Source organism: Pedobacter sp. MC2016-14, assembly GCF_020991475.1.
GTDB lineage: Bacteria > Bacteroidota > Bacteroidia > Sphingobacteriales > Sphingobacteriaceae > Pedobacter.
Window position 1 is genome coordinate 298,052 of sequence record NZ_JAJMPA010000004.1, and the last position, 14,501, is coordinate 312,552.

At 39.6% G+C, this 14,501-nt stretch carries 11 protein-coding genes; all 11 read right to left on the reverse strand.

What is annotated here, in order from left to right; all coding sequences use genetic code 11:
* Window positions 1-71: 71 nt before the first annotated feature.
* Window positions 72-2,456 carry a ribonucleoside-diphosphate reductase subunit alpha gene (locus LPB86_RS19650; RefSeq protein ID WP_230693125.1) on the reverse strand — a complete coding sequence of 795 codons (2,385 nt, stop codon included), beginning with the start codon at window positions 2,454-2,456 and terminating at the stop codon, window positions 72-74.
* A gap of 69 nt (window positions 2,457-2,525) precedes the next feature.
* A complete protein-coding gene (locus LPB86_RS19655) occupies window positions 2,526-3,500 on the reverse strand; it encodes a ribonucleoside-diphosphate reductase small subunit (RefSeq protein WP_230693126.1) in 975 nt (324 codons plus the stop codon).
* 396 nt (window positions 3,501-3,896) lie between these two features.
* Window positions 3,897-4,328 (reverse strand): septal ring lytic transglycosylase RlpA family protein, encoded by a 432-nt coding sequence (locus tag LPB86_RS19660; protein WP_230693127.1) that lies wholly within the window; start codon window positions 4,326-4,328, stop codon window positions 3,897-3,899.
* 138 nt (window positions 4,329-4,466) lie between these two features.
* Window positions 4,467-4,958, reverse strand: a complete 492-nt coding sequence (locus LPB86_RS19665; RefSeq protein ID WP_230693128.1) for a methionine-R-sulfoxide reductase — start codon at window positions 4,956-4,958, stop codon at window positions 4,467-4,469.
* Window positions 4,959-5,100: 142 nt separating this feature from the next.
* Window positions 5,101-5,973, reverse strand: coding sequence for a succinate--CoA ligase subunit alpha (sucD, locus tag LPB86_RS19670; protein WP_230693129.1), 873 nt, complete (start codon window positions 5,971-5,973; stop codon window positions 5,101-5,103).
* A 77-nt stretch (window positions 5,974-6,050) separates the two neighbouring features.
* Window positions 6,051-7,322 carry a C4-dicarboxylate transporter DctA gene (gene dctA / locus LPB86_RS19675; protein ID WP_230693130.1) on the reverse strand — a complete coding sequence of 424 codons (1,272 nt, stop codon included), beginning with the start codon at window positions 7,320-7,322 and terminating at the stop codon, window positions 6,051-6,053.
* A 139-nt stretch (window positions 7,323-7,461) separates the two neighbouring features.
* Window positions 7,462-9,756 (reverse strand): GH92 family glycosyl hydrolase, encoded by a 2,295-nt coding sequence (locus tag LPB86_RS19680; protein WP_230693131.1) that lies wholly within the window; start codon window positions 9,754-9,756, stop codon window positions 7,462-7,464.
* Window positions 9,757-9,827: 71 nt separating this feature from the next.
* On the reverse strand, window positions 9,828-11,252 hold the full coding sequence (locus LPB86_RS19685; RefSeq protein WP_230693132.1) for an alpha-L-fucosidase: 1,425 nt from the start codon (window positions 11,250-11,252) through the stop codon (window positions 9,828-9,830).
* A 17-nt stretch (window positions 11,253-11,269) separates the two neighbouring features.
* Complete coding sequence (locus LPB86_RS19690) at window positions 11,270-11,956, reverse strand: basic secretory family protein (RefSeq protein ID WP_230693133.1); 687 nt, start codon at window positions 11,954-11,956, stop codon at window positions 11,270-11,272.
* Window positions 11,957-11,973: 17 nt separating this feature from the next.
* A complete protein-coding gene (locus LPB86_RS19695) occupies window positions 11,974-13,185 on the reverse strand; it encodes a DUF4998 domain-containing protein (RefSeq protein WP_230693134.1) in 1,212 nt (403 codons plus the stop codon).
* 23 nt (window positions 13,186-13,208) lie between these two features.
* Entirely contained in the window at window positions 13,209-14,477 is a 1,269-nt protein-coding gene (locus LPB86_RS19700) for a DUF4959 domain-containing protein (protein WP_230693135.1), read from the reverse strand.
* Window positions 14,478-14,501: the final 24 nt, after the last annotated feature.

Consider the following 14,501-nt stretch of genomic DNA (forward strand, 5'->3'; position numbering starts at 1 on the left):
GTTCTTTATTCTATTAGTCCCTGGTCTTTATTCTACTAGTCCTTGTTCTTTATTCTATTAGTCCTGATCCTCTAACCCGAGCAGCTAATGCAGCCCTCTTCCATAGAACAAACAGGTCCATCAGTAATCTCTTCAGCTACCTGTGCTGCTTCCATATGTTCAGGAATTACCGGCTCCATATTTTTACCAGCCTGGTTCTCTACTGTAAACTTAACAGCTTGAGAAGCCGCTTGTGTACGCAGGTAATACATACCAGTTTTCAATCCTTTTTTCCATGCATAGAAGTGCATAGAAGTCAGTTTTGAAGTATTTGGTGCATTGATAAATAAGTTTAAAGATTGCGACTGGCAAATGTAAGCACCACGGTCTGCAGCCATATCAATGATACTTCGCATTTTAATCTCCCAAACAGTTTTATACAGCTCTTTAATGTAATCAGGAATCTCGGCAATGTCCTGGATAGAACCATTCGCTAAAATAATCCTGTCTTTCATTGCAGGGTTCCATAAACCTAAAGCAACAAGATCTTTTAACAAGTGTTTATTCACAACCACAAACTCACCGCTCAAAACACGACGAGTGTAGATATTAGAAGTGTAGGGCTCAAAACATTCGTTATTGCCCAAAATTTGCGAAGTAGATGCTGTAGGCATTGGCGCAACCAATAAAGAGTTATAAGCACCATCTTTCATTACTTTGGTACGCAAGGTATCCCAGTCCCAACGGCCACTATCCGGAGTTACATTCCAAAGGTCAAATTGAAACTGGCCTTTAGATAAAGGTGAACCTTCAAAACTTTGGTAAGGGCCATGTTTTACAGCAAGGTCATTTGATGCAGTCATTGCCGCAAAATAGATGGTTTCAAAAATCTCTTTGTTCAAAATACGGGCACCTTCACTTTCAAAAGGTAAACGCATTAAAATAAATGCATCCGCAAGACCCTGTACACCCAAACCAACAGGCCTATGGCGCATATTTGAATTTCTTGCTTCCTCTACCGGGTAATAATTATGGTCAATAATTTTATTCAGGTTAATCGTTGCCTGATAAGTCACGTCATATAACCGCTGGTGGTCAAACTCACCATTCACTACATATCTTGGCAAGGCTAAAGAGGCAAGGTTACAAACGGCAACCTCATCTTTAGAAGTGTATTCTATAATCTCTGTACATAAGTTAGAGCTTTTAATCGTTCCCAGGTTTTGCTGGTTAGATTTACTGTTAGCAGCATCTTTGTATAACAAATAAGGTGTACCAGTCTCAATTTGCGAGTCTAAGATCGCAAACCAAAGCTCTTGTGCTTTAACTACTTTACGTGCACGTCCTTCCTTCTCATAACGCTCATATAAAGCATCAAATTCCGAACTATGGCAATCTGACAAGCCAGGAGCTTCATCAGGAGAGAATAAACTCCAGTCGCCATTCTCTTCCACACGTCTCATAAACAAATCGCAAACCCATAGTGCATAGAACAAATCACGCGCACGCATTTCCTCTTTACCATGGTTTTTACGCAAGTCAAGGAAGGCAAAAACGTCGGCATGCCAAGGCTCTAAGTAAATGGCAAAAGCACCTTTACGTTTACCTCCACCCTGATCCACATAGCGGGCAGTATCGTTAAATACCTTTAGCATTGGCACAATACCATTACTGGTACCGTTAGTTCCACCAATATAAGCGCCTGTAGCACGGATGTTGTGAATACTTAAACCAATTCCTCCTGCACTTTGTGAAATCTTAGCAGTTTGTTTCAGCGTATCATAAATTCCTTCAATACTATCATCCTGCATAGTTAACAAAAAGCAAGACGACATTTGAGGTTTTGGAGTAGCAGCATTAAATAAGGTAGGAGTAGCATGTGTAAACCAACGCTCGCTCATCAAATTGTAGGTAGCAATAGCACTATCAATATCTTCTTTATGGATACCTACTGCAACACGCATAAATAAATGTTGCGGACGCTCTACAATCTGGCCTTCAACTTTTAGCAAATATGATTTTTCCAGGGTTTTAAAACCGAAATAGTCAAAACCAAAATCCCTGTCGTAAATAATGGTACTATCAAGGATATCAGCATTTTCTTTGATTACTTCCCATACATCATCTGCAATCAGAGAAGAAGGTTTACCTGTTTTCTCATCAATATAATTATACAGCATTTCCATCGTTTTAGAAAACGACTTGGTGGTATTTTTATGCAAGTTAGACACTGCAATACGAGAGGCTAAAAGAGCATAATCAGGATGCTTGGTTGTCAAAGAGGCGGCAGTCTCCGCAGCAAGATTATCAAGTTCTGAAGTTGTTACGCCATCGTACAATCCTTCAATCACCTTTTTAGCCACATCAATTGGATCAACCAATTCCGCGTTAAAACCATAACATAACTTTTCTATCCGGGCAGTTATCTTATCAAATCTCACCGCTTCTTTGCGGCCATCTCTTTTTAGTACAAACATATTTTTCAGGTATTAAGTAGTAATTCTTTATTAGTAGTTTGAGAACGCCAAATAAATAGTTGTAGCTGGCTAAAAATCGTCATCCAGAGAAAAAGCCGCAGCTTTATCTTCAGAAGAGGTCAGCACACCACTTTTCTGGTAATCTCCTACCCTTTTTTCAAAGAAATTGGTTTTCCCCTGCAGGGAAATCATTTCCATAAAGTCGAAAGGATTGGTTGCGTTATATATTTTGCTGTAACCCAATTCCTGCAACCATCTGTCAGCAACAAATTCAATATACTGCGACATCAATTTAGCATTCATGCCAATTAAGGCAACAGGAAGCGCATCGGTGACAAATTCTTTTTCAATTTCCACGGCATCGCTAATGATTCCATGAACCTGCTCTTCGCTCAATTTATTTTTCAGCATTCCATACAACAGGCATGCAAATTCACAATGAGAACCCTCATCTCTTGAGATAAGTTCATTGCTAAATGTCAATCCCGGCATCAGTCCGCGTTTCTTCAACCAGAAAATAGAACAGAAAGATCCGCTGAAGAAAATCCCTTCAACTGCTGCAAAAGCCACCAATCGTTCCGCAAAATTACCGTTATCAATCCAGCGTAATGCCCATTCTGCCTTACGCTTAACGCAAGGTACAGTTTCTATAGCATGAAACAGACGGTCTTTTTCTTCCGGATCTTTAATGTAAGTATCGATCAGTAACGCATAGGTCTCCGAATGGATATTTTCCATCATGATCTGGAAACCGTAAAAGCAACGGGCCTCAGGCAATTGAACCTCGCTCATGAAATTTACCGCAAGGTTTTCATTCACAATTCCGTCACTGGCAGAAAAGAAAGCAAGAATATGAGAAATAAAATGTCGCTCACCATCATTAAGGTTATCCCAATGTTTCTGATCGTCAGACAAGTCAATTTCCTCAGCAGTCCAGAAACTCGCCTCACTCTTTTTGTACATTTCCCAGATGGCTGGATATTTAATAGGCAATAAAACAAACCTGTCTTTATTTTCCCTTAATAATACTTCTTCTTCTTGCATATGCACCAGTTTTATAAATGTAAATAATCCACAAAGTTCATTCAATATTCCCCATAAATCTAAATCGTCAACCAAGCCGTATTTAACTAAAGGATTTAATTGACCTGAATAAGATCGTCAAACCTCAAATAATTAAATACCAACACCTTAACAAGAAAAATTGTAGTGGTTTGTATATGAACGTTGTGTTAACAAATATAAAGTAAGCGAGCTCGGGTTCAGCAGAATAGTTCTTAACAAGCGTCCATTTTTATCCACAGCATGAGGAGAAAATGACGCATTTATTACGCTAAAAAATGCCGCATTGTAGGTTTTTACAGTGCGGCATTTGTATATAAAATTTGTGGAAAATTTTAAAAAACTGACTTTAACCGGGTTAAAGTTAAAGCGGAGGACTTAATCTGCCTCTTCGTCTTCAGGAAGTGTATAACTAATTTCTACACGTGACTGCCCCATCCTGTAAAACCCAAGTTCTTTAGCTGCGCCTTCAGAAATATCAATCATATATTTTTTTGAATGAGGGCCTCTGTCGTTTACTTCTACCTCTACAGACTTACCATTGCTAAGGTTGGTAACCGTTACAATAGTTCCAAATGGCAAATGAAGGTGAGCGGCAGTCATCTTTTTAGCACGATATTTTGCTCCACTGCTTGTACGTCTTCCTTCAAACTTTTTAGCGTAATAAGTAGCAAAACCGGTTTTGGTAATGGTGTTGTCAGATTTGCCGGAAATTCCGGTCCTTTTGGTTTTATCAAGGCTGCTCAATGCTGGATTTTCATCCTGCGCAGTGCCTGTATTTTGTGCGAATCCTGTAAAGGAAAGTAACATACCGCATAACAATAAACAATACTTCATCTATTTACTTTAGTTGGTGAGCAGGCAAACATAAACAAACAAAATGCTTAGAAACAAAAAATGCCTAAGGATTTATCCTCAGGCACACCTAAAATTTCCTCCTTAATTAAACTATTTCTTATCAGGAACAAATTTCATAGAAATAGAGTTCACACAGTTCCTTGTATTCTTCGCTGTAAATCCTTCACCAAAGAAGACATGCCCCAGGTGCGCCTTACAATTCGAGCAAACAATTTCTGTACGCATGCCATCGGCATCGGGAATCCTGATCACAGCACCTTTAATTTCATCATCAAAACTTGGCCATCCGCATTCCGACTCAAATTTTGACTCAGAACGGTATAACGGAGCATCACAACGCCTGCAAACATATGTACCTTTTTCTTTATTGTTCAGCAGCTTTCCGGTACCCGGATACTCCGTGCCTTTATGCACAATTACAGCTTCTTCCTCTTTCGTTAATTTATTCCACTCCATACGGTTTGTCGTTTTTTTAGGTAGTACTACCTCTTTAGTTTTTTCTTGTTTTTGAGCGCAGGCGAGCAGACTGCTTAGCCACAACATTCCGCCCAATACCACTGTTTTACCGATCATTGCATTCATAGCATTTGTGTATATACTAATATACGCTTAAGGAGGCACAATAGTTTAGCTGCATTGCCATAATTCAGTCATTCAGTTCAGGCCAAAAAAAAAGCCCCGGTGATGTTGTCACCAGGGCTCCTATATCAAAACTTGTATTTGCTTACTTGTTCATCAATGCTACCATAGCAGCACCAATTTCAGCAGGACTTTCTACTACAGTAATCCCACACTCTGCCATAATTTTCATTTTAGCAGCAGCAGTATCATCAGCACCACCAACAATGGCACCAGCATGCCCCATTCTACGACCCGCAGGTGCAGTCTGACCAGCGATAAAACCTACTACAGGTTTCGTACCGTTATCTTTAATCCAAAGTGCAGCTTCAGCTTCCATACCGCCACCAATTTCACCAATCATGATGATACCTTCAGTTTCAGGATCGTTCATTAGCAATTCAACAGCTTGTTTAGTGGTAGTACCAATAATTGGGTCACCACCAATACCAATTGCAGTAGAGATGCCCATACCAGCTTTTACAACCTGGTCAACAGCCTCATAAGTTAAAGTACCTGATTTAGATACCACACCAATTTTACCTTTTTTAAAGATAAAGCCTGGCATAATACCCACTTTAGCTTCATCTGCAGTAATTACACCCGGACAGTTAGGACCAATCAGGATACAATCTTTATCAGAAATATATTCTTTAACCTGAATCATATCCTTTGTCGGGATACCTTCAGTAATACAAACAATCACTTTAATTCCAGCCTCAGCAGCTTCCATTACCGCATCTGCAGCAAAAGCAGGTGGCACAAAAATAATAGACACATTGGCACCAGCCTGATCTACAGCATCTTTAACAGTATTAAATACAGGTTTATCAAGATGCGTTTGACCGCCTTTACCAGGAGTAACCCCGCCAACAAGATTAGTTCCGTATTCTATCATTTGCGAAGCATGGTATGAACCTTCATTTCCGGTAAAACCCTGAACAATAACTTTCGAATCCTTATTTACTAAAACACTCATGTTTCTATTTTTTTGTTGCAAACCTAAGTAAAATGGAATGCAATATCAAGTCCATAATTATTTAAATGAGCCATTAATTAAACATTCTCCTCTGCCTTTTCTATTGCGGCAGGCTGAATAGCCAGCTGATACTTAGCCTCATCAAATTCGTTCTCACTTTTTGCAATTACAATTGTAGCAATTCCATTACCTATCATATTGGTGATTGCGCGGGCTTCAGACATAAATCTATCTACACCCAGCAAAATTGCGATGTGCTCAACTGGCATGATTTTAAGCGCAGTTAAAGTAGAAGCCAATACAATAAATCCACTTCCCGTTACCCCTGCAGCACCTTTACTCGTTACCATTAATACGGCCAGTACAGAAAGCTGCTGCCCTATGCTCAGCGATACGCCAAAAACCTGACACAAAAATATAACCGACATAGAAAGGTAAATCGCAGTCCCGTCCAGGTTAAATGAATAACCGGTAGGGATAACCAATCCTACCACAGATTTTTTACACCCAATGGCTTCCATCTTCTGCATCATACTGGGCAAAACCGATTCAGATGAAGAGGTACCCAAAACAATCAGAATTTCCTGGCGAATGTATTTCAAATATTGCCAAAGGCTAAATTTATAATAACGGCAAATGCCGTTGAGTACCACAAAAATAAACAGGATGCAGGTTAAATAAACCGATCCCATTAGTTTGGCCATTGGCAATAGGGTATGCAAGCCATAAGTTCCCACACTATAAGCCATACCACCAAAGGCACCCAGCGGAGCGAAACGCATCACTACTTTCATGATGTTAAACAGCACTTTGCTGATTTTCTCAAAAGTACCCAGCAAGGATTTGCCATCTTCAGCAAGTTTACTCAATCCATAACCAAAAAGAATCGCAAAAAAGAGAATTTGCAAAATGTCGCCCTTGGTAAAAGACTCAAATACATTATGAGGAATAATGTGCGAAATAAATTCCAGCCAATTGATCCCACCTGCCTGATCTGCGTAAGTCTGGATTTTAGAGCTATCCCCCTGCGGCACCTTAATCCCTTCACCAGGTTTTAATACATTGGCCACTACCATACCTATTGCAATGGCCAATGTGGTTACAATCTCAAAATACAACAAAGCCTTTCCACCAACACGTCCTACTTTTTTCATATCCCCCATATGAGCGATACCTAAAACGATGGTAAAAAATATAATCGGCGCAATGAGCATGCTGATCATATTGATAAAACTTTGACTGATCAACTTAGCATGTGGTGCAAAACCGGGAAAAAACGCACCTACTGTTACGCCAAGCGCAATCGCCAGCAGCACTTGAAATGTTAAGTTCGAAAAAATAGATTTCATGCCGCTATGATACCATATTAATTGGTATTTAGCAAATTGGGCTTAGGTCCCATCACAAATTCTAGTGTACTATACGCTTGTGAAGAAGCCATCATGATCTTAATCACAATGGCTTCCTAAAAGAATTAATCAGAGTTGTTTATTTTTCTGCAGAAATGGAATAGGGAAAATCTTCCTGTTTTGTTCCACGTAATGTATTGGGCTGGTCAGACATATCGATGTCAATAGTAGCCCCCTTCATCAATGAGGCATGACTAATCCAGTTCTTCCCATAAAGCCTACCATTGTACTTAAATGCCTTAATGTACTTATTCGATGCACTGTTTGAGCTGGCATTTATGATCACTTTTTTACCGTTCTCCAAATTCAAAGTTACTTTTTTAAACAAGGGTGCACCCAAAACATACTGGTCTACCGCTGGCGTAACGGGATAAAATCCTAAGGCAGAAAATACGTACCAGGCAGACGTTTGTCCGTTGTCTTCGTCACCACAATAACCATCCGGTGTAGCTTTGTACATCCTGTTCATCGTCTCCCTCGCCCAGTATTGGGTTTTCCAGGGTTGACCCGCATAATTGTACAAATAAATCATATGCTGAATCGGCTGGTTGCCATGTGCGTATTGACCCATGTTTGCAATTTGCATTTCTCTGATCTCATGAATCGTGCCTCCGTAATAACTATCGTCATACACAGGAGGAAGGGTAAATACTGAATCCAGCTTCTCGATGAACTTATTTTTTCCGCCCATCAGCCTGGAGAGGCCGTCAATATCCTGAAATACCGACCATGAATAATGCCAGCTGTTGCCTTCTGTAAATGCATCTCCCCATTTAAAAGGATTAAATGGCGACTGGAACTTACCATCCTTATTTTTGCCGCGCATCAAACCACTGGCCGGATCAAATAGTTTTTTATAGTTCATCGCCCGGTTTTTATACACCTCAATCTCAGCGGCAGGTTTACCCAGAGCTCTGCCCAATTGGTAAATGGCAAAGTCATCATAAGCATACTCAAGCGTCCTGGCGGCATTTTCATTAATATTTACATCATACGGCACGTAGCCAAGTTCATTGTAATACTTAACACCAGCACGACCAACAGCAGTCATCGGTCCTTCATTATTGGCCCCGTGTTTTACAGCTTCCCACAAAGTATTAACGTCATATCCCCTCAGGCCTTTAATATAAGCATCAGCAACCACAGCGGCAGAATTATTACCAACCATTATGTTCGCATACCCAGGACTCGACCATTCCGGCAGCCATCCCCCTTCTTTATAATCATTGGCCAAGCCTTCCTGCATTTCCTTATTGATTGCGGGGTACATTAAATTTAAGAAGGGATATAGTGCCCTGAAAGTATCCCAAAAACCTGTACCACCAAACATATATCCAGGTAAAACATTGCCATTGTATGGACTCCAGTGTACTACCTTATTGCTGGCATCCAATTCGTACAATTTATTCGGAAAAAACAAGGTGCGGTAAAGGCAACTGTAAAAAGTACGTTTCTGATCCAGGGTACCACCTTCAACAGTTAAACGGCTCAGGGTTTTGTTCCATATACTTTTTGCCCTGGCTTTAGTCTGCTCAAAATTGTCGCCTGTCAATTCCCTTTTTAAATTAAGTTCTGCCTGCTCAATGCTGATAAACGAGGAAGCCACCTTCAGATTTACCCTTTCGGCTTTAGTTGTTTTAAAACCGATCACAGCACCAGTATGATCTGCAGTCTGTTCTAAAACATCATTTAAAAGATCGTTTCCCTTAAAAGTATTGGCAGATGCAAATGCTTTATCAAAATAAATCACAAAGTAGTTTTTAAAGTTCTTAGGAGTTCCATGTGCATGTTTTGTGCTGTAACCCACAATTTTTCGTTCAGCAGGAATAATTTTAACATATGACCCTTTATCAAACGCATCTACAACAACATAAGATTCCTCTGATTTAGGGAAAGTAAATCGGAACTGCGCTGCTCTTTCAGTAGGCGTAATTTCAGTACTAACATCCGCATCAGCAAGATAAACACTATAATAATAAGGTGTTACGGTTTCAGATTTGTGCGAAAACCAGCTTGCACGGTCATCTTCCTTAAATTTTAGCTTACCCGTTACTGGCATAATTGAAAACTGACCGTAATCGTTCATCCAGGGACTTGGCTGATGCGTTTGCTTAAATCCGCGGATCTTGTCAGCGTCATAGGTATACTGCCATCCATCTCCCATTTTTCCCGTTTGCGGGGTCCAGAAATTCATGCCCCAGGGTAAAGCAATGGCTGGGTAGGTGTTTCCGTTAGAAAGGTCAATTTTAGATTGTGTACCCATTAAGGGATTAACGTAAGCTACCACATCTTCTTCCGCAAGAGCTTTTTGAGCTGATGCCTGGTTAAGAAAGAAGAAAGCAATCATCACGTTAAAAAGAAAAAAGTGTTTCATCAGATTATATTTGAGTTTTATCTTTGATAAAGTTATAACATTATTATTTACTAACTGAACAATAACCAGAATTACAACCTTCGTTCATTATAAACACCAAATTCAGCAATTGATGGGTTAGATTTAGACCCATCTATCAAGATCCTAACTTTCCCTCCCCATACGCTTTCAAACCGATGAATTTTTACTTTATTCGTTTCATTTCCTGAAGTAAGCGGCTTCCATACCCCATTCGAAAAATACTCTAGTCTATAACTATTAATATTCGGTCTCCTTTCAGTAATTACGATCGTATTAAATCTTTGATCTTTTTGAAGGTCAATTTCAAACCAAGGATTTTTAACCGAAGGATTAGAACTCCAGGAAGTGCCAAAATTATCATCATTACCAAAGTCCATAATATTCATATCATCACTCCAGCTGCCATCAGCAGGTTTAAATTTAGCCAGGTTCGGTGAAATGATCGGTGCCGGTCCTTCCGGGAATTTAGGTAAAGATGAAACTGGCTGGTATAGTTTACCCATTTCTTTCAGTGCAACTATAGCATTGTCATCAATCAATCCATCACGATTCGGTGCAACATTTAAAAGAAAGTTACAATAGATCTGATTATATGGAAGGGCATTCTCCTTAATCATTTTTTCAGGTGATTTCACCGCTGTTGTTGGGAATGACTCTTTCCAAAACCAATTCTCCTGTAAAGGCAGGCAAGCAAGTGCAGGAAGACGGTTGCTTTCTTTCGAAATGTGTTGACCCGCACCTTGCTCATAAGATTTGATATCTGTATAAAATAATGCTTCTGCTGGATATTTTGCAGAATTTAAGTCCATCACTACGCAACTTGGCTGAAGAGATTTTATTAATGTATACATTTCTTCAAAAGGAACATCATCATAGGAAATTCTTGACCAAGGCGCATCCCAGCCATCTATGATTAGCGCCTTAATTTCACCATAGTTAGTCATCAATTCAGTAAGCTGTTGTTTAATCATTTTTATATGGACCGGAGTAATATGCCCAGGGCGCAATTTATGGTGTGTGTCCAGAATAGAATAATAAAGTGCTACTCCCAGGCCCTGCTTGCGAAAAGCATTTACATATTCCCGTACCACGTCTTTTTTATACGGGCTGTTCATCACACTATAATCTGTAGTTTTAGTATCCCAAATTGCGAAACCACTATGGTGCTTTGTTGTTAAACAACCATAAGACATATTTGCCGACTTCGCTGCTTTAGCCCATTGCTCAGCATTTAATTTCTTTGGGTTAAAAATTGACGGAGAAGCATCCGGATCAGCCCAATCATCATTCATATAAGTTGGGATATTGTAATGGATGAACATTCCAAAACCTAAATTTACAAAATCCTGTTGTGCTTCTCTTAACGAAACCGTCGGTTTTTTTGTATCCTGCGCATAACTAGTGATACTGATGCAAAGACCTGCTATAACAGCAAGGACCATCGTTCTTATCATATTAAAGTTTCCTGTTTTCATTTGCGTATTTATTGTGTTTATGTTGTTTTAGATGCTTGTTTGGCATAATCATCCCAAAGCGAGTCTAATGACTTACCAGTTTGTTTTTCCCAAAAATCATTGGTGAAGGTTTTGGCACGAAGTAATTTGTCTGCAGATTTAACCAGACCATTGTGTTCTGCTTCCAGCCAATTTAAAAAGCCTGCCGTCACACGGTAGCTATTGGTATAGCTAAATGAACTTTTAAAAGCCGGCAAAGACCATCCTGCTCCTTTATTATCCACGCCAAATTTAAACCGTACGTAGTCTGCAATTCCTTCTGTTAACCATCCCGGACCACTGCCATTTGGGTAGGCCTGTACAAGATGCATTACTTCGTGGGTTAATAGATCTGTATCCTCAGGATGTTTTTCCAACCAAGCCTGACTGATTACAATAGCGCCATTGTTTGCATAAGCAACACCGTCATAAAGACTATCTACAGATACTTTTACATTTCTTGTGGCGTCCTTATTGAAAGTCTTAACAAGTTTTGGATAAACCTTGAAAAACACCTCTATCAAATGTTGGTTCACGGCTTCGTTATGCCAGGAGCTTGGAGTGACGAAAGTAAGGTTAAATCCTTTTTTCGAAATCAGTTTAGTTGTATTGGCAGAAATCCTGCTGCTGTAACACAGCAACAGGATGAAAGAAACCAATAATGGTTTTAAAATTTGTTTTGTCATTTCTATTTTTGTCCTTGTTATTTATACCAGAAAGATACTTCACTGATGTTACTATAGGCAGCATCTCCACTTGAGGTGCCAATTACCCTGATTCTAATGTATCGCACAGGAATTGAATTTTCATCAAACTTCACTTTATATGGTGCTTTCCCATCATCAGTACGAGTCACATCTTTCAGTAAACTCCAGCCCCTGCCTTGCATTTCCTGGCTCCATCCAGCTACGTTTGGAGGGGTTGCTGTAATCGTTGAGGCATCTAAAACCGATACTCCCCAAATCTCAAATCTAACTGGATTATTACAACAGTCGCGACCTATAATTTCAAACTGAGATAAACCAGTATATATTTTTCCTAAATCAAATGTCAACTGATGCGGAAGCGGATGGCTTCCATCACTGTGAAAGATATCCGGATACCCTGTTGGACTAGTGTTTCCATTCCATATTTGACTAAGAGATGTTGAGCCGTTGTAAGTACCCACATCATTTGTAACATGAACTTCCTTAAATAAGGATTTGTCTAACGGAATAATAATATTTGACAGACTTGTATAATCTGTAGTCGTGAATATGTCAATAGCATTACTTACAGGCTTGTAACTTGATTTGTATAAAATTGGTGTACCTGATTTATAACCAGGCAGATAAATTGAGTATACAGAAGAATCAATTGTTAACGATTTAATCATATTGTCATTCATCGTGTATTTAATCTCCGTAGCCACATTAATTGTATCTGCTTTTTCAAAATTCAAGGTAATTCCACTTGTACCCAGATCATATGGGGTAGCTACATTTAAAAACCTATTCGTTAAACTTGCTGCGTAACTTTCGCCATAAACTTTAACATTATTAATAGCAACTGGAACAGAACGATTTCCTTTTTGGTCATAAGAATACACCGTAAATGAATAATCATATTCATTTAAATTCTCAATCATTTTAGAAATCATATCCGCTGGATTATGATTATTTGAATTGAATTGAACAGAATCAGCACCATTATTCCAGAATATTCTATACTGGGTTACAGTTGGATCAGGACTGGGATGCCATGAAAGGGTTACTCTATGGTTTCCTGGAGCCGCCTGTATTTGCTTTGGAAGTCCGGGATATGTTTTCTCTGCGCCGTCGAGGTAGTCTCTGTAATCAAGCGCGTCTTTACTACAGCTATTAACCAAAAATAAAGTGGCAATGCAGGCAGTTAGGATATATATATTAAATTTCATATTAGCTGTTTTAAAATCTGACATTATTTGGTATTTCCGTAAAAGGATAATTCCATCACGTGTGCAAAATCCGTTTTACCCCATGTAGAACTTACAGCCAAACGGATAAACTTTACTTTGGGTGCACTTAATGGAATATTGAATTCAAAGCCAGCATATACTGCAGCCAAATCCGCAGGCGTAATTTGATTCGGCGAACTTCCTGATGGCGGTGGTGGACATGTGAAATTACCCAGGTTAACCCAATCGCCCACAACTGTACCATATTCTGAAGTCAAAGGCAATTCTATATCTTGTGGTGCAGTTTTGTCAGACCCCCATAACGTCCATGTTTTAGCATTTGCATGTTTATAGGCATAATTATTCCCAAAGGCTTCACCTCTTTCCCAAAGTTTATACCTACTAAGTTTAGTCAGCTTACCAATGCTAAATGTGCAAATTTGTAATGGCTTCCCTGAGCCCGCTTCAGTATGCCATCCCGGATCCTTCGTATTGTCATCCCATAACCGGGTAGTGTTCCATCCAAGGCCGGTAGCCCCAAGCGTAGCATCCGAGGCAAGACGATACTCACTAAAACCTGACTTAGGAACGAGTTCTTCAAAAATTGGTGTGATCTTAGCCTTCAGCGTGTCAGAGATATTCCCCCATCTATCAGTAATATATACTCCAAAGTCTCGCTCAATTGCATCGTAACCACGCACACTAAAATTTACATTTGCTACTGTTGTATAGTACTGTTCCACTGGAAGAAGCTTTCCGGTTGTTGCATCTGTAGAGATCACAATAACTCCAATTGGTTGCTTATCCGGGTTACTTGCCACAACATTAACGCCTCCAAAATCCGCTTGCATCATCACCGATGGACGAACGGCAAGGTAAGAAGGTATCTGAGGATGAACTTTAACTGTCATTGGGTCTGACTTTACTTCCGCTCTGGACACAGCGTATAAGGTCACATCATAATCCTGACTTTTTTCAAACCCCTCTACCCGAATTGTATCGGTATAATAAGAGGACTTTGACTGCCTCACCACCCGATCATTAATGCGGTACTCTGCCATAATATATAGCAAGTTATCAGTCTTTGGCAGAGAATAAGTGATTACAGCTCCACCAGCGTAATTATCAACTTTTACCGCAGTCACTTGTGAAGGCTTGGTAGGATCGCTAGAAACAGCTGTGTTAAAGCCTTCGGTTTCTTTACAAGAAACCATTAATAAAAGCATACTTCCTAAAGTCAGCATTAATATACTGGCGAAGTTGCTTCTCGCATTCAATTGAATAAATTTCATAATCGTCTTTTTTTAGCGTGGAAG